Origin of the sequence: Bacillus sp. NPDC094064, assembly GCF_050279585.1 — a bacterium.
Taxonomy (GTDB): Bacteria; Bacillota; Bacilli; order Bacillales; family Bacillaceae_G; genus Bacillus_A.
Window position 1 is genome coordinate 1 of record NZ_JBNNUI010000008.1, and the last position, 16,694, is coordinate 16,694.

General features: G+C 32.7%; 13 protein-coding genes and 3 pseudogenes. 5 read left to right on the top strand and 11 right to left on the bottom strand.

Annotated features, from left to right (window positions below; genetic code table 11):
- Positions 1 to 1,335 (top strand): Cna B-type domain-containing protein (locus tag ACQKNI_RS18210; protein ID WP_427282581.1); only part of this gene is annotated, 1,335 nt, incomplete at its 5' end.
- A 719-nt stretch (positions 1,336 to 2,054) separates the two neighbouring features.
- On the opposite strand, the gene ACQKNI_RS18215 is transcribed toward ACQKNI_RS18210, so the two are convergent.
- Positions 2,055 to 4,517 carry a PAS domain S-box protein gene (locus ACQKNI_RS18215; protein WP_098252150.1) on the bottom strand — a complete coding sequence of 821 codons (2,463 nt, stop codon included), beginning with the start codon at positions 4,515 to 4,517 and terminating at the stop codon, positions 2,055 to 2,057.
- 528 nt (positions 4,518 to 5,045) lie between these two features.
- Here ACQKNI_RS18215 and ACQKNI_RS18220 point away from each other — a divergent pair.
- Positions 5,046 to 5,252: a hypothetical protein gene (locus ACQKNI_RS18220; protein WP_098252151.1), complete on the top strand. Its 207-nt coding sequence runs from the start codon at positions 5,046 to 5,048 to the stop codon at positions 5,250 to 5,252.
- Between the two features lie 273 nt (positions 5,253 to 5,525).
- Positions 5,526 to 5,837, top strand: coding sequence for a heavy metal-binding domain-containing protein (locus ACQKNI_RS18225; RefSeq protein ID WP_000637500.1), 312 nt, complete (start codon positions 5,526 to 5,528; stop codon positions 5,835 to 5,837).
- Positions 5,838 to 5,980: 143 nt separating this feature from the next.
- On the opposite strand, the gene ACQKNI_RS18230 is transcribed toward ACQKNI_RS18225, so the two are convergent.
- Entirely contained in the window at positions 5,981 to 7,705 is a 1,725-nt protein-coding gene (locus tag ACQKNI_RS18230) for a PAS domain-containing sensor histidine kinase (RefSeq protein ID WP_098252152.1), read from the bottom strand.
- 1,121 nt (positions 7,706 to 8,826) lie between these two features.
- On the opposite strand from ACQKNI_RS18230, the gene ACQKNI_RS18235 reads away from it, so the two are divergent.
- Positions 8,827 to 10,023, top strand: a complete 1,197-nt coding sequence (locus ACQKNI_RS18235; RefSeq protein WP_098252153.1) for a DUF4046 domain-containing protein — start codon at positions 8,827 to 8,829, stop codon at positions 10,021 to 10,023.
- A gap of 546 nt (positions 10,024 to 10,569) precedes the next feature.
- On the opposite strand, the gene ACQKNI_RS18240 is transcribed toward ACQKNI_RS18235, so the two are convergent.
- The 4 genes and pseudogenes from ACQKNI_RS18240 to ACQKNI_RS18255 form a co-directional block, all read right to left on the bottom strand.
- Complete coding sequence (locus tag ACQKNI_RS18240; RefSeq protein WP_098252154.1) at positions 10,570 to 10,893, bottom strand: hypothetical protein; 324 nt, start codon at positions 10,891 to 10,893, stop codon at positions 10,570 to 10,572.
- A gap of 136 nt (positions 10,894 to 11,029) precedes the next feature.
- Entirely contained in the window at positions 11,030 to 11,248 is a 219-nt protein-coding gene (locus tag ACQKNI_RS18245; RefSeq protein WP_427282654.1) for a YjcZ family sporulation protein, read from the bottom strand.
- Positions 11,181 to 11,678 carry a DM13 domain-containing protein gene (locus ACQKNI_RS18250; protein ID WP_098252156.1) on the bottom strand — a complete coding sequence of 166 codons (498 nt, stop codon included), beginning with the start codon at positions 11,676 to 11,678 and terminating at the stop codon, positions 11,181 to 11,183. Before ACQKNI_RS18250 ends, ACQKNI_RS18245 begins: the two co-directional genes overlap by 68 nt.
- 76 nt (positions 11,679 to 11,754) lie before the next feature.
- Positions 11,755 to 12,170, bottom strand: a pseudogene (locus ACQKNI_RS18255) (sensor histidine kinase); the annotation flags it as partial.
- Between ACQKNI_RS18255 and ACQKNI_RS18260 the strand changes: the two are divergent.
- Positions 12,171 to 12,639: pseudogene (locus ACQKNI_RS18260) on the top strand (transposase); the annotation flags it as partial. It abuts the pseudogene before it with no gap.
- 67 nt (positions 12,640 to 12,706) lie between these two features.
- On the opposite strand, the gene ACQKNI_RS18265 reads toward ACQKNI_RS18260, so the two are convergent.
- The 5 genes and pseudogenes from ACQKNI_RS18265 to ACQKNI_RS18285 form a co-directional block, all read right to left on the bottom strand.
- Positions 12,707 to 12,907 carry a hypothetical protein gene (locus ACQKNI_RS18265; RefSeq protein ID WP_098252157.1) on the bottom strand — a complete coding sequence of 67 codons (201 nt, stop codon included), beginning with the start codon at positions 12,905 to 12,907 and terminating at the stop codon, positions 12,707 to 12,709.
- Between the two features lie 764 nt (positions 12,908 to 13,671).
- A pseudogene (locus ACQKNI_RS18270) lies at positions 13,672 to 13,764 on the bottom strand (Tn3 family transposase); the annotation flags it as partial.
- Between the two features lie 22 nt (positions 13,765 to 13,786).
- A complete protein-coding gene (locus tag ACQKNI_RS18275; RefSeq protein WP_098252158.1) occupies positions 13,787 to 14,080 on the bottom strand; it encodes an ArsR/SmtB family transcription factor in 294 nt (97 codons plus the stop codon).
- Positions 14,081 to 14,382: 302 nt separating this feature from the next.
- Positions 14,383 to 15,090: a response regulator gene (locus tag ACQKNI_RS18280; protein ID WP_098252159.1), complete on the bottom strand. Its 708-nt coding sequence runs from the start codon at positions 15,088 to 15,090 to the stop codon at positions 14,383 to 14,385.
- A gap of 1 nt (position 15,091) precedes the next feature.
- Positions 15,092 to 16,690: a sensor histidine kinase gene (locus ACQKNI_RS18285; protein WP_098252160.1), complete on the bottom strand. Its 1,599-nt coding sequence runs from the start codon at positions 16,688 to 16,690 to the stop codon at positions 15,092 to 15,094.
- Positions 16,691 to 16,694 lie beyond the last annotated feature (4 nt).

Below are 16,694 nucleotides of genomic sequence, written 5' to 3' on the forward strand. Positions count from 1 at the left end.
AAGTATGAAGTAAAAGAACAACCAGTGGATGGATATAAATCTGAAGTAAAAGGTTATGACATTACAAATACAAAGGTTGGTAAAACAACAGTAGAGGGAACGAAGACATGGAAGGACGACAATGCGAAAGATCGTCCGGAAATGATCAAGGTCGAGCTACTACAAAATGGCCAAATAGTTGCGACGCAAGAAGTAAGTGAAGCAACAGGTTGGAAATATGGATTCAAAGACTTAGCGGCATATGATGCCGAAGGTAAGGTATATAAGTATGAAGTAAAAGAACAACCAGTGGATGGATATAAATCTGAAGTAAAAGGTTATGACATTACAAATACAAAGGTTGGTAAAACAACAGTAGAAGGAACGAAGACATGGAAGGACGACAATGCGAAAGATCGTCCGGAAATGATCAAGGTCGAGCTACTACAAAATGGCCAAGTAGTTGCGACGCAAGAAGTAAGTGAAGCAACAGGTTGGAAATATGGATTCAAAGACTTAGCGGCATATGATGCCGAAGGTAAGGTATATAAGTATGAAGTAAAAGAACAACCAGTGGATGGATATAAATCCGAAGTAAAAGGTTATGACATTACAAATACAAAGGTAGGTCAAACAACAGTAGAAGGAACGAAGACATGGAAGGACGGAAATGCGAAAGATCGTCCGAAAATGATCAAGGTCGAGCTACTACAAAATGGCCAAGTAGTTGCGACGCAAGAAGTAAGTGAAGCAACAGGTTGGAAATATGGATTCAAAGACTTAGCGGCGTATGATGCCGAAGGTAAAGTATATAAGTATGAAGTAAAAGAACAACCAGTGGATGGATATAAATCCGAAGTAAAAGGTTATGACATTACAAATACAAAGGTCGGTAAAACAACAGTAGAAGGAACGAAGACATGGAAGGACGACAATGCGAAAGATCGTCCGGAAATGATCAAGGTCGATCTACTACAAAATGGCCAAGTAATTGCAACGCAAGAAGTAAGTGAAGCAACAGGTTGGAAATATGCGTTTACAGATTTAGCGGCAAATGATGCCGAAGGTAAGGTATATGAGTATGAAGTAAAAGAACAACCGGTGGATGGATATAAATCGGAAGTTCACGGCTATGACATTACGAATACAAAAATCAAAGAAGATCCAAAAAATCCGAGCGTAGATCCAAAAGATCCGAGCACAGATTCAAAAGTTCCATCAACTAAAGAAAATACTAAGACATCAGTATGGCTTCCTAATACAGGTGGAACATCAATGGAGATGATTTCATATATTGTAGGAATGTTGTTGGTGGCTTTAGGTGGATTCGTATTTGTTCGTCAACGAATGAGATAAAAAGACTGGTTATGTTGGTTTGAATTATAGCTTGATCAAAGTATTGCTACAAATATTGATTTATAAATAGAGGAAACCCACACATTTTGAAAAAAGTTTGATCAAAATGTGTGGGTTTTAATTTTGGATTCTTTAAGTTTCTATAAAAAAGAGTAATTATCTTATTAAGGTGATTACTCTTCGGTTTATTTCAAAATCAATTGTTTTTTTTTGTTTACTTTCATTTAATACACCATCAGCTAGAAATTTAATACTCGCTCATATAATTAAAGCAAATATTACTCCACCTATTTTAGTCTGATAGAAACTAAATATAAATAATACAACAGAAAGTACAATACTTAAGATAGCACTCATATAATATTTATTCACAGACTAGCTCCTTTTATTGTAATTTTGATAGAGTTGTATTATTGCATTGTTGGTTTTTAAATTTGTTTTACTCCTGCGGATTCACTTGTTTTTGCTGACTATTAGTTGCAGAAACAGGAATATCTTTGCTGTTTTTGATAACAAAAGTAGGGATATATAGAAATATCCACTTGTGGAAATAGGGAAATTTCTATATATCCCTACTTCAAACAGTTCGTAAAGCTGTTAAATGGCGAGATTACAATATGAGATTTTCTTAACATAAACAGATAACCCTTTAGATAATTAAATCTAAAGGGGAAAATTTAATAAATTGTATAACTGTACTTAATGGTTCTAGGATGTACCTAAAAAGATGAATAAGCGTTTTCTTTTTCGAGAGTAGATATAGGAAGATTTATATTAACTGTTGTTCCTTTTCCTACTTCACTTTCAATAAGTATCTTTCCTTGGTGCTTCTCAATAATTTTATAACAAATCATTAATCCTAAACCGATACCATTTTCTTTGAGACTATAAAATGGTTCTCCTAGGTAAGGTATACGTTCCTGTTCAATTCCACACCCATAATCGGTAAATCGAATGTTTACCTGGTTTTGATCAGGCACACATTCGATTTGAATCAAGATTTCCCCTCCCATTGGTGTTGCTTCAATCGCATTTTTTAAGATATTTATAAAAGCTTGCTTCAATTGACTCTCTTCACAAAGTATGAATGAAGTATCAGATGTAAACTCAGTTTTAATTTGTATGCAATTCATTATTGCTTGAGGCTCAAGTAACATTACAATTTGCTTCATTAATACATTCAGGTCATTAGTTTTAATTTCTAATGCCTCAGGTTTTGCTAATGTCATAAATTCATTAGTAATACTATCTATACGTTCAACCTCTGCTAACACGATATCTATATAATGCTCAGTGTTCTTATTTTCCATTGATTTTAATAACTGCATGAATCCTTTCATTGCTGTTAAAGGATTTTTAATTTCATGAGCAATTGCAGTGGATAATTGGCCTACTACAGCAAGTTTCTCTGATTTTCGTAATAATTCCTCTGTTTTTAGCCGTTCGGTGATATCTCGAGAGATACTCAAGAAAACTTTTTTGCCATTCAAGTTAAACACACGAACAGAAAATTCAATTGTCATGGTCTTTCCTTTAGGAAAAATAAATTCATCTTGTGATGTGAAAGCAGTTTGTCCTTCTCTAATTTTTTCTATGATTCCTTGGACCATTGGAGAATCTGGTGGAACGTCACTAGGAAATGGCATCGAAAGAAGCTCTTCTCTACTATATCCAAACCTTTTACACGCAACAGGATTTACTTCGATAAAGCGAGTTGGAAGTTGATCCTCATTCAGCTCCACTACATATACTGCATCAGTTGCTTGTTCGATGAGTGCACGGTATTTCATTTCACTGTCACTTAATTGCTGGTGTAATTGATGCAGTTCTCTTTCTGCTTGTTTCCTTTCAGAAATGTCTCTACAAATTCCTGATAAAGCAATTACATTACCCCTAAAATCTAGAATAGGTGAAACCGTCACGTTTACATCAATTAGAGTTTTATCTTTTCGTTGTCTAACTGTTTCTAACCTAGTAATAACAGGATCTTGTATATTGGTATTACTAATATTTTTGATTAACTCTAAAGTTTCATTCATTAAAAAATCAGGTACGCAAGGTAATTTTTTTCCTACTGATTCTTTTTCTGACCAACCAAATATCTTCTCATAAGCTTTATTCGCTTGCAACATATGTCCATCTAAATCAAATATAGTGATAGCATCTACGTTATGATTAATAAACGATTCCAGTCGTTCTTTCGTTACCTTTAGTTCATTTTCCGCATTTATTCTTTTCGTTATATCAACAGTAGAACCAACCACCTCAACCACTGTTCCCTCTCTTTTAACTGGCCTAAGAGAGAAAAGTATCATAGTCTCATCATTTGGCCATGGTAGTTCAAAAGTTACTTCTTCACCATCCCATGCCTGTTGATAATACTTTAGTACCCGAGGAACTAAATGGGATGGAATAATGGAAGAATCTATAGTAGGTAAAAGCTTCCCTACAACTTGTTCAGAGTGAAATCCTTGTTGATAAAATAATTGTCCATCACACAGAGTATGAATAAAATTCCCATTTACCTTTTTAAATTTAACAATACCTCCTTGTAGTTCATGTACGGTATCCCTTAATTCCCGCTTTGATTCTAGTAAAGTTTCATTCGCTTTAGCTAGGTCTTGTGTTAAGTAATATAAATTTTGATAGGATTCCATAAGAAAAACACCAATTAAGAGTCCGCAAGATATAAATAATGTACCTTGAATGTCAAGAAGTATAAGTGAGATAGAAGGAAAAAAGAATCCAAATACCCAATGAATTATGGCTAGATAAACAGCTAGATAAAGAAAAACGCTTTTAAAGGGATGGATATTTTTGAGATATGTTCTGAATATAGTATATATAGTAGCAATTCCTAAAGCAGCTATCAAAGCTGGTCCCCAATCACCACCAAGGTAGAAAATACGCATAAATAAAATAAACATTAACGTAATCCAACCAGCTGTACGACCAAAATAAATAAACGAAATAATAAGAGGAACGGCTCGCAAGTCATAAAACAATCCCATGTGTTTAAAATTAAAAATCATCAAAATAGCAGCTATGATACCTGCATATGTCCCCAAAAATAAATGGATAAATTTGTTATCCATTTTCCTTATAAATACTTGAATAAAAATAGCTGAACTAGCTAGGAAAGAAAAAATAGATAGATTAATGAAAAATCCTGTGAACAGCATGCCATATTCCCTCCTTTTTACATGTATTCGACAAAAAGTATAAAAATCCTACAAAATGCATCATAATTAGTTTCATTATTCTAAATCATAAGGCTATTTCCGGAGGAGAGATATGAGTAGTGATAAAAATTTAGCCCCTATTTACTAGGGTATCAATTGGGTGTGTTGGATAACAATATTTATATAGTTTTCAGCACAAAAAATTTCCATTTCAGAGAAAATCACATTCCAGATTTATTTGTAATCGATTTTTAATGAACTGTTAATATATTCGGTATCGAATGAGATTATGTTTGTTATTCGGGATTTTAAGTAGCTTAAATGAAATTTCGAAAAAAAAAGGGTTTGAGCATGATTTTTTTTAAGGTTGTTGCATATATTTTATTAAGTATTGGAATTTTTAAAGGTTATTTTGGCAGGGTTAGCGAGGATTGTAAAGAAACATAGTGTAATTGTAAAAATATACGAAAACAAAAAGCATGTAAGGATGAATTGTAAGCGTACTATTGGAAAGGAAGTGGGGAAATCATGATACATCGATATGAAATTGATTTTTCTGTGATGTATGATGGCAAGGTAACAGACTTACAATCAGCAATTATTCCAGCACATTCTTTAGAGGAAGCAAACAAGAAATTACAATCGGAAGTAAAGCGGAGGTTAGGGAAATGTGTTGTCAAAATTGATCATACAAGTTTACTTGTTTCAGAGGATAGTCGATACGTAATTGGATGAAATGAGGAGATTAGCCTTGCGATCAGCAAGGCTTTTCTATTGCTAGAGCTTGATGCAAAGCGAATAATTACAGAATTAGTATATCTATCCCGATAAGATTGATCAGAAAAAGGTCATGTTTTATAGAAATCCGGATAGAAAATGAGTAAATCTTCCTTACAAAAATGTCACATTCCTGTAAGGTTATTAGATAGTTTAGCTACTTTTTCCATGTCATAATCAAGATATAAGAAACGCCAATTAAAAATGATAAGTTATAGGAGAGTGTCAATCATGATTGTAACAACGACGCAGGGAATTCAAGGGAAAGAAATTAGTGAATATATTGATATTGTAAATGGTGAAGCTATTATGGGTGCAAATATTGTTCGCGATTTATTCGCTTCAGTTCGTGATGTTGTCGGTGGTCGTGCTGGTGCTTATGAAAGTAAATTAAAAGAAGCACGTGATATTGCAATGGATGAAATGAAAGAACTTGCAAGACAAAAAGGTGCTAATGCCATCGTTGGTGTTGACGTAGACTACGAAGTTGTTCGTGATGGTATGTTAATGGTTGCTGTAAGTGGTACGGCTGTACGTATATAATAAGATAGAAAACAGGCTCTCCCCGTAAAGTGTATATGCCTTACGGGGAGAGCCTGTTGGGAAAATTTTGGGGTATACCCACGAGGCCGCTTGTACACATGTAATCCCAAAATAATATGCCATAATTTCATTTAAGTCAGTATTTAAACATTTTGCAAAAGCGGTAAATAAATGTACACCGAGGTTCCTACTCCAACTTTACTTGTTATACAAATTCTTCCCTGATGACTTTCAATAATTTTGTAACTAATCATTAAACCGAGACCTGTTCCTTTTTCTTTCGTACTATAAAAAGGTTCAGCAAGTTTTGCAATTCTTTCTTCTGGAATACCAATCCCCTCATCTGAAATACAAATTTCCACCTCATTGTTACTTACTTTCTTAGTGGTAATGATTATGTCTCCCCCATGTGGCATTGCTTCAATCGAATTTTGTAAAACATTGATAAACACTTGTTTTAATTGTTTTTTACAACAATCAATATATACAACGTCAGGATCCGTTTGGAATGTGACATGAATATTTGTCATAATTGCCTTTGTGTTAATTAATGATACAACTTTTTTTAAAATTAAATCGATGCTCTCTTGTTCAAAAGAACATACCTCAGGCTTAGCAATCGATAAAAATTCATGAATAATAGATTCAATGTGCTCAATTTCAGAAAGTATGAGTTGAAAATATTTTGATTCATGTTTTATTTGTATCTCTAATAATTGTATAAATCCTTTAATAACAGTGAGTGGGTTTCGCACTTCATGTGCAACCCCTGCAGCGAGTTGACCGACAGTAGCTAATTTATCTGATTTATTTAATAGTTCCTCTGTCTTTTTACGCTCTGTAATATCGCGAACCATAACCATTACTTTATCTGTTAATAGTGGTAAACATCGTGCTTCAAAAAAGTAAATACTATTATGCATGAGCAAGGAGTATTCTACAATTTCTATGGAATTATTCTGCTGTACCCTTGCAATTGCTTCTTGTAGCTGCAGGGCAACATCTAAAGGTAACACATCCTGAAATTTTTTATACATAAATTGTTCGACAGGTACATAAAATCTTGATGGACAGCCGGCTTTATAATCAACGATTACTCCGTCAAGTCTTGTTAAAAAACATAAGTCTGGGAGTGCTTTAAAAATTAATTCTAACTCTGAAGATTTTTCTATAAGTTTTTCTTCTACCTGTTTCCGATGCGTAATATCAATACCAACTGCCCAGTGACTGTACCCAGGAACAGGGAATTCATCTGAAAGGTTTGACCACAGGATTGTTTTTTCATCACCGTTTTTACAAGTGAGTGTCATTTCCCAATCACGAAAGTTTTTACCAAGTTCAGAAAATCCTTGAAGTAACTTGTTCCGATACGTTTCATCTGGATAAAGTAGCTCTAACGCGCAAGGATTGTTAATAATCTCAGCGGCACTATAACCTGTTACAAGTTCACACTCTCGGTTCCATATGACAATATTCCCTTCTTCATCACAAGCATCAACCATAACGGGCATGTTGTGTAAAATCGTATATAATTTTTCAGCAGGGATAGATTGATCTTTCTGCACTTGCTGTAATGTATTCATTCCTTTATTCGTTATAATCATTGCAAGGGATTTAAAGTATATAGTGCAAGATTCAATACTATCTTTAGGCGACAAAATCACAAAATCACCAATCGTATTTTCATTGAATATAATAGGGACATGAATTTTTGTATGTAAATGTATATCAGAGGATGGTGTGCCATAATGAAATATGATTCCTCCGTTGCAATCAAGCAGTTGATGTGAAATCTGTGTTAAAAGATAAAAGTGTTCTGCCATAGTTTGTATTTCTTTTACGTCAATAATCTCGGTCAGTTTGTACATATTCTCTCACCCCTATTAATGTAAACATGCATATGTATTTATTTTTCAAATTTTCTTAGTTTTTATATTATACAAATTAAATGTGTCGAGGTACACAGAAAAGAGGGGGCATTTTAATTTTTAAATGATTCCTGCCAATTTTTCATAAAAATGCTTTCTAAAAACTCGCCTTAAAAGCTATGTCCCTGATAGGTACTTTTTTGAATTACTACCTAAACAATCATAAACAATAAATGCAATCTTTACAGAAAAAAAACAACTTGGACGAAGACAAGTTGTTTTTTTCTAAAGGGCACAGCAAAGAAAGAGTGGAGGAAAAAATGCATACACACATGTCAATGATGTAAAGCAAACTGACAAATAAAACTAAAAATTCAGATAATTATATCACTAAGGGTTTTTGTATACTCTTTCTTTGTAATTATAAGTCTAGCATGAAAGCAAAAATAAAACAACAAAAATATACAATTTTCTATTAAATTCGACATTTCTTTCGCGAGTTACCATTTCCACATCAAGCATCAGTTACTAGAATATTTATTTTTTAAAGGTATTTAGATATTAATAAAATTTACATAATACCTATTATCAATAACTATGTAAAACTAATAATATTCTTAAAGACTGCTTTTTTTCTGTCCCATCTTGAAAAGATTCTGGATTTACACGTATCTGGGCTGACCTCCATATCTATCGACTTAAGAGTTTTTAATAGACCATAAACCCAGATCCTCCTTTTTTTACAACTAGTTATTTATAAGGGCGCATCTTATATTTTAATGCAATTTTTCATATCTAAATAAAAGAAAACTGTATACAGAGTACAATTAAATTATATTAATAGTTTATTAAATTGTATTTAATCATTCTAATGAATCGAAATTATTATCTTTTTATTGGATATATCAAGTTGTAACTATTATTATTACTAAAATGAAATTAAATAGTAATTTTATTAGTATAATATTTAGAGTTGCATTAATTGGTTTATCGAAATTATTAAATTTAATTGGCGAAATTCTACTATTTACGCGTCGAAAACTTCGTGTTTCAATAAAACCACAAATGGTATTACTTCTGGTAAGAATAAGGAGAAGTTTTAGAAAGAGAGTGAACTATTCTTGACAATAAAAATAGAGGAAATATATCGAGAAATATTAGATGGAAAAAGAAAAAGTTTTCCTCCTGGTACGTGGAGCGAAGATGTGAACGGGGAATTAAAAAGAAGGGTAACGCGATATCTAATTGAGGATGTTTTAAAATGGAGCAATGATGATATTAAAGAAGAATGGAATCAGAGTCTCATTAAAAAATTCAAATTAACTAGTGTGATGCAGGTTTATCGAAGTAGTCCGTATGAGATGTTAAACGCAGCATATCCCAATCGATTTGAACCATGGGAGTTAAAGCATACTCCTAAGTGTTTTTGGACATACGAAAAAGGATTGGAAATATTAAGGGGAATAATTGAAGAAAAAGAAAGATTAACAGAGTATCAATTACTAAATAAGTATGATTTGAAGTGGTTAATAGAAAATAAACTAGGCGAGGTATGTTCGAGCTATTTTAATGGTAGCCCCTATCAAATGTTGAATGCAGCATATCCCGATCGATTTAAAGAGTGGGAATTGAAATGTGTTCCTAAGAATTTTTGGACTAAGGAAAAAGGGCTGCTGGCCTTGCGTTGGTGGATTGAGAAAAAAGAAAAATTAACAAAAGAAGACGTACTTGATTTATATAGTGGGGAGTGGTTAAGAGAAAGAAATTTAGGTACACCACTGTTGAAGCATTGGAATAGAAACGCTTATCAGATGTTAAATGCAGCATATCCGAATCAATATAGAGAATGGGAATTAAAAAAAGTTTCTAATAAATTTTGGAACGATAAAGAAAAGAGTTTAAAGATTTTTAAGCAGATTATCAAAGAAAAGGGCATGTCTCAGGAAGATATAAAGAAACATTACAGTTTGAAGTGGATTGTAAATAATGGATTGAGGACACCGCTCATGAGATTTTGGTCGGATAGCCCCTATAAGATGTTAAATGAGGCGTATCCAAATCAATTTAAAGAATGGGAATTAAAATCAGTACCTAATAGGTTTTGGGAAAAAGAGAAAGCGAAAAAAATAATTAAGGATGAGATAGATAAAGCAGGGATATCTGTTTCACAGTTATTAAAATTAGGAGGAAGAAAATGGATGGTGAAAAACAAATTAAGTACACCTTTTAATAAATATTGGGGGGGGAGTACCTCTACGATGTTAAAAGAAATATATCCGAAAGAATTTGAAGTGGAAAATAGTAAGAAAGTGAACTGATTGTATGAAAAGATTGTTATTCAGTGCCATATTATTTATTAAGAAAGAGATAAACGGTTCTTTTAAACGGATAGGGAAGGAATATATGTCATGGTGACATTTCAATTTCATTTTTCGTCTCAAAAACTAAGATTACTTTTTCTTTTGAGATGGAAGGTTTTTTCTGTATATCCATTTATTTTATTCATATCATAATATAAACCTTGTAATTTCCAAAAAATAGGACAGCTGAATAAATAAAAATCACAATGTAATGCAGATAAAAACTATCTTAGAAATTTTTAATCATATCTCAATAAGATAAGAATACTTTTGATTTTGAGACAGAATATTTTATGTTTTTACAACTACCGATAAGATTAATTATGTAAACTAGATGATTACGAGCTTTCTCGTTTTCTGGCAGTAGGCGTAAGCCTACGTTTTTTGTATACTATGCCGTATTCCATAATAGGGTACGGAAACGATTCTGGGTATGAAGGGCTACCCTGGAAAAATATTCAATAATGAAAATCGTAGGAATTGATAATTCCTACGATTTTTTGATTAGAATTCTCTAATATTAATTGCAAAATGTGGTTTGAACCTCACTTCAATTGCTTTTTTCTCTTCAGAGCACTGAATATGGAGTGTTTCATTGCGAGTATAGACTCGTTCTACAAATTCCATATTGACGTCAAATACACATCCTTCATTATAAGAAAGGCTTAATTTAATTGTATTCTCATAAACTGACATAATCATTATTACTTTAAATCCTAAGTGATCCATTTTACGATACAGATACACACCTGCACCCTCAATCAAAAAGTCTTCTGGTTCGCTTTCGAATAGCTCTAATAGTTCGTATCTATCATATTTAATATCCAATGTTTATAACCAACCTTATGCACCGTAAAATAATTTTTATTATTTTTTCTTTGCGGGAATAGTGGTAATAACATCCCCGTTATCATTAAGTATAACATAACCATCTGCTCTACTATATTTCCATGTACCAGGTTTATCAGCTGGAGATAGTTCCAACTATGATTAATAAGATAAAGAGCACAAACAGTAAGGAGAATCCGTCATCAAATCCACAATCTCCATAGCAACTATTACCATATCCCATATAAATTTTTCCTTTGAGTAAGAGGAAAAATTTATATTCATATTTAATCATTAAAATAAACCGCACCAAAGTTTTCATTAAATCTTTTACACCAAACAGAAACCGAACCATATACACTTACGTCTATCCCCTCAGGAATTTCGTAGTTTTGGTCTCCTTTATTTCCCTTTAATTTTCCTAATTCAATATACTGATAATTTTTCACATCTTCATTATTTTTTAAACGATTTGTAGGAACTAATACAACTCGTACATCTGGCCCATTAGATGTTTCAAAATCGGAAAGTCGTAAAACACGTTTTCCATCCGCTAATTGATGAATTTTTGCAGTTCCAGTTGTTTCATGGATACCATTTTGAAACTGACCTTCACTTATTACTCGATCACTTAGTTGCCTTGCTTCAGTTGATTGTACCTCTGTTTGTGGCAATGCTTCATTCACGTGCTTATCAATAAATATTTTCTCTGGTCGGAACAATGACCATAAAATCCCCAATACAATTATCAAACCACCTATAAACCATACATATTTTCTTTTCATAAAGTAAAAAACCTCCTGTAACATACTATGTAGTAGTATGTTAACAAGAAGGTCTTTCATTTTTCTTTCGTAAATGTTACAAAAGTCTTTCAGCCGTCTTATTTTCTTCTGATGTGATGGGAAGAGTAAACCAAAATTCACATCCCTGCTTACCATCTGCGCGATTCCTCACACCAATTTCCCTTTTGTGCATTTCAATCAATGATTTTGCAATAGCTAATCCAAGTCCGGATCCTCCAGATTGTGTACTTCTTACTCGATCTGTTTTAAAAAACGTTCAAATACGCGTAATTGATTATTTGGAGAAATTATCATCCCCTCATCCCGCAAAGTGAATTGGACCCGTTGAGTTTGTTTATTTTCCTCTACAGTCAATTCAACTGTCCCAGAGATAGGAGAATATCGAATTGCATTATGTAATAAATTACCTATGACCCTTTCTATTTTACAATGCATAATCAAAAGTCGAGGTAATGTATCAGGAACTTTCAATTAACAGAAATCAACGTTTATATTACCAACATACCATGGAACAGGTTCATGATCTCTATTCACTACGTTGGCAAATAGAGATTGTATTTAAAACATGGAAATCTCTTTTGGGTATCAGTCATTGTCACAATATTAAGCGAGAGCGTCTAGAATGTCATCTTTATGGACAGTTAATCGCTATTTTTCTTTGTTCTTCCACTATGTTCAAAATGCGACAGCTGTTACTACAGAAAAACAAAAAGAATTAAGTGAATATAAAGCAATTTATATGATTCAAGATCATCTGTACTTAGTATATGCAGCTATACAAAAAGACACCCAAGAAGTATCAAAAATTCTCCTTCGTCTGTTTGACTTCTTACAGAAAAACAGTCGAAAATCCCATCGATATGAGAAAAAAACAGTCTTTGATATTTTAGGTGTCGTTTATCAGTTTACTATATCCAATCTAAAGCAAAAAACTGCATAATCTTTAAAAATACACTGTATCAATGTTTATTTGGTATGCGTATTTTTAAAAACAAATAAACAAATTATCAGGTATGTAGGCAACAAGAAAGGAGGTTCATAAAAGATCCAACCTTAGCTTGATGGGCATGTGACGGTACCTCAATATTGAAATTTTCTTTGGCTATCTTGTTTTCTTTAATTGGCATCGCCCAGTGAACTACACCAGTATCTCTAGTTAACTGCTGCGCTTCTCCACAAGCTTCAAAATAATTATTATGCTCTGCCATTAACTCCCTTGCTAAAAAAGTCCGTATTTCATATCCCTCAGTCACCTTTTCTACTCAAATAATGTTTTCATTCAATTACCGTTTTCGCTTTTTCTCGTTCTACAATTCGATATGTAATATTGCATATTTTATTATTTCAATATCCTTTTATTAACTATAAATTTATATAAATGAGTTTCTATAACGCGCTAAATCAACATTTGTAATTAAATTCCTTATTAAAAATATCTAGAATATATTTTTAAACACTATATTCGGATAGTTATATTGGAATTTCCTGTTCTACACATCCATATAAGTTTTGTGTATTATGTAGTAGAAGGGTAATTAAAAGACTTACTCTTTGCTATTGAGGGAAGAGCCTGAGAGCCATATCAGGCTCTTCTTTGTTTATATACCATGTATTAAAATAAGGATTTCATTTAATTTCCATTAATCTTTCTATCCCCTTCGAATATAGTAATATCACCCAAGTAAATACCCAGGTCGCTCTAGACCAGCTTCCTGGTGCTTCTGTTACGAAGAATTCGCTTATAACCAGAGGGTTCTTTTATTTTTTCTACATATAATAACGATTTTGTTCAAAATGATGCCCTATCTATCCATTTGGACACATTTACCAGTATTTTTACCAAAAAATTCATGATATCGTTAATTAGTCGAGTACGTCATTACTTGACGATTACCCTTAGGAGCCCCGCAGACAATCGGGGTTTCTTTTATTTAAATAAGGATTTTGTTCAAATCGTTTGATAAAGGTGAAGCAACCACTCTAATGTATATAAAGTTCTTTTAATCCTTCCTATCTCACATAAAGTTGCAGATAAGCTATTCTGCCTTGGATAGGTCCCAATCTTTGCACCAGAATCAGAAAGATTACTAATTTTTATTTACAATTAATAGTTTCAAATCCAATAACATTTCGACAATGGAATTAATAGTTTTGTTTTGAGCACTATAGTAAATCTGTAATCCTTTTCTATCACTCATAATTAATTTTTGAGATTTCATCTTCGATAAATGCTGCGAAACAGTAGATTGTGGGATACCAAGAATATCTACAATTTGGGTTACATTACATGCCCCTCTTGTAATTAACTCTTTCAAAATTTTAATTCGTATTGGATGAGCTAATGCTTTTAAAACTTCTGCGTTTTTTTCATAATTCAACAAATTAAACATCTCCTTGTGAACCGATATATTTTTATTATATTAATAACTTGATAATAAAATTTTAATATTCTAGTTTTGCAGAATTTATGCTGCAGCATCTTTTCGATTTAGTTTGTGTTTTATTCCGTCAAGATGATTCGGTATGCTCCAGACCCCTTTATTCTCTTTTTTACTTGCATTTCTACTTCCTTTATTTCATCTGAACAATAATATTAAAATGCTTTCAATAGTAAAAATAGTTTTTGTAAGTTTTATAATTACTTTTGTAATTAAAAAAATATAAGCGACTTATAATAAGTCGCTTATACGTAAAAATCTATTTTACTTTGGTCAATACATCTCAATTTACTCACTGGTCTTCCCACATTTTGATACACTATTTCATTCTCTAATACTCCGATTTCAGTCAAAAACATTACATACTTTCGAATAGAAACTCTTGAAACTCCTACTAATTGTGCCATTTCATCTGTTGTAAACGCTCGTCCATTCAGCGACTCGATCTTCTGCCAAATTAATTGCAACGTTTGCTTCGTTAATCCTTTTGGAAGCTCTTTATCGTCAAAGGGCACTCTTTTTTCTTTTTGTAAAATTAGCGAATCTAATTCCGATTGACTAATTTCTGGTTGTTCTTTCATAAAAGTAAATTTTTCTCGATATACGGTTAATGCCTCTTTAAATCGTTCAAATGTAAATGGTTTAATTAAATAATCTACTACGCCATATTGTAATGCTTTTTTGATACTCCCCATATCATGTACAGCTGAAATCATCATAATATCGATTTCTTTCTCTTGATTGCGAATATGCATTAAAAGCTCAAACCCGGTCTCTTCAGGCATAAAAATATCAAGTAATACTAAATCTACTCGTGATTTCTCTAATACTTCTATCGCTTCTTTAACTGATTTAACTGCATGGACAAGTTCAAACCCTCCCACTTGCTCTAAATAATGCGTATTTAACATTGCGACCATCGGGTCATCTTCTAAAATCAAAACTTTGATCATCTTATCTCTCATCCCTACTTTTAGGTATTTCAATCGTTATTGTCGTTCCCGTTCCTAACAATGAATGAACATGAATGTCCCCATTTATTCGCTGTATGCTTTCCTTTACAAGATGCAAACCATACCCCCGATTATCACCCTTTGTGGAATAACCTTTTATAAATAACGTATCAATTTCATTTTCTTGTATGCCTTTGCCTGTATCTTGCACTGTAATGTTTAATGTATCCCCATATTGTATTCCAATTTCAACCTTCTTCTTCTCACAATCCACCACTGCGTCTAATGCATTATTAATTAAATTTCCGACAATGGTGATCAGTTCATGGATGATACGTTCATCATATATATCTGGTAAGTAAGAATCTTCTTTTATAATTAACTTTATATTTTTCTCTCTAGCATAACTAAGTTTACCTAGTAAAAATCCAGCAAATACTGGGCTTTGAATTTTTTTCATAATCCCCCCAATTTCATATTGATGCTCTGACACCATAATACTTACATATTTTTGAAGTTCTTCATACTGTTTCATATGTGTAAGTCCTAACACGACATGCATCTTATTCATAAATTCATGAGATTGTGCCCGTAATGCTTCCGCATATAGCCTGATACCGGTTAGTTCCTCTGCCAATTTTCTAATCTCTGTTTTATCACGAAATGTTGCAATCACACCAACTATTTCTCCTTTTACATATAAAGGAACCCGATTCGTAACAATCGTAACCCCATAAAAATTTAGTTCTTCGTTTAATTGTACCTCTCCTGTTTGCAACACTTCTTTCATACGTGAATTCTGCGTATACAATTCAATATCTTTACCGATAAAATCTTCTGTAATTCCATCTTTCTTTAATATTCGTTTTGCTTCATTATTAATTAACGTTACTTTTGCCTCTTTATCTACAGCAATAATACCTTCTTTTACAGATTGTAGCATCGTATTTCTTTCTTCAAGAATTTTCGCTATCCTATGCGGCTCAAGACCAAATAAACTTTTCTTTATATGTCTAGCTAGCAATATCGCTCCTATAATTCCAACTAATATTCCAACACCAACACCGATATAAATAATATGTCTACTTTCTTTCACCCTCTCTTTTATATTATCAGCTGAAATGCCAACAGCGACCGCACCAAGTTGCTCACCTGTGTCAGCAAAAATAGGTACGAATACTCGCATAGAAATCCCTAAAGTTCCTTTTGCTAACGAGACGTGTTCCTTTCCCTTCAATACAGGTCCTTCATCGCCTCCAAGAAAATGATGCCCTATTTTTTGAGGGTCTGGATGAGATTTTCGTATTCCATTCATATCCATAACTACAATAAATTGTACATCTGTATTCTTTAATAGCTTATTTGTATACACCTGAATCAAGGAGGGATCTACCTTCCCCGTCAACCCATCAATTACAATAGAATCATTCGCCACAATACGTGCAATCGTTTTTGCCTTCTCTGTTTGGTTATCTTCTGTCGCCTGTTCAACATTATGGCTAATTAAAACGTCTGTTACGAGTAAAGAAACAATTACAACGGTACAAACTAACAGTGTAATGGTTTTCCATAAATTCCATAGTTTATTTCTTTTTCTCATTCCT

Bases quoted from the DNA above. Each gene is read 5' to 3' on its own strand.
- ACQKNI_RS18215 (WP_098252150.1), bottom strand. From the start codon at position 4,517: ATGCTGTTCACAGGATTTTTCATTAATCTATCTATTTTTTCTTTCCTA.
- ACQKNI_RS18220 (WP_098252151.1), top strand. From the start codon at position 5,046: ATGATACATCGATATGAAATTGATTTTTCTGTGATGTATGATGGCAAG.
- ACQKNI_RS18225 (WP_000637500.1), top strand. From the start codon at position 5,526: ATGATTGTAACAACGACGCAGGGAATTCAAGGGAAAGAAATTAGTGAA.
- ACQKNI_RS18230 (WP_098252152.1), bottom strand. From the start codon at position 7,705: ATGTACAAACTGACCGAGATTATTGACGTAAAAGAAATACAAACTATG.
- ACQKNI_RS18245 (WP_427282654.1), bottom strand. From the start codon at position 11,248: ATGGTTCGGTTTCTGTTTGGTGTAAAAGATTTAATGAAAACTTTGGTG.
- ACQKNI_RS18250 (WP_098252156.1), bottom strand. From the start codon at position 11,678: ATGAAAAGAAAATATGTATGGTTTATAGGTGGTTTGATAATTGTATTG.
- ACQKNI_RS18265 (WP_098252157.1), bottom strand. From the start codon at position 12,907: ATGGCAGAGCATAATAATTATTTTGAAGCTTGTGGAGAAGCGCAGCAG.
- ACQKNI_RS18280 (WP_098252159.1), bottom strand. From the start codon at position 15,090: ATGATCAAAGTTTTGATTTTAGAAGATGACCCGATGGTCGCAATGTTA.
- ACQKNI_RS18285 (WP_098252160.1), bottom strand. From the start codon at position 16,690: ATGAGAAAAAGAAATAAACTATGGAATTTATGGAAAACCATTACACTG.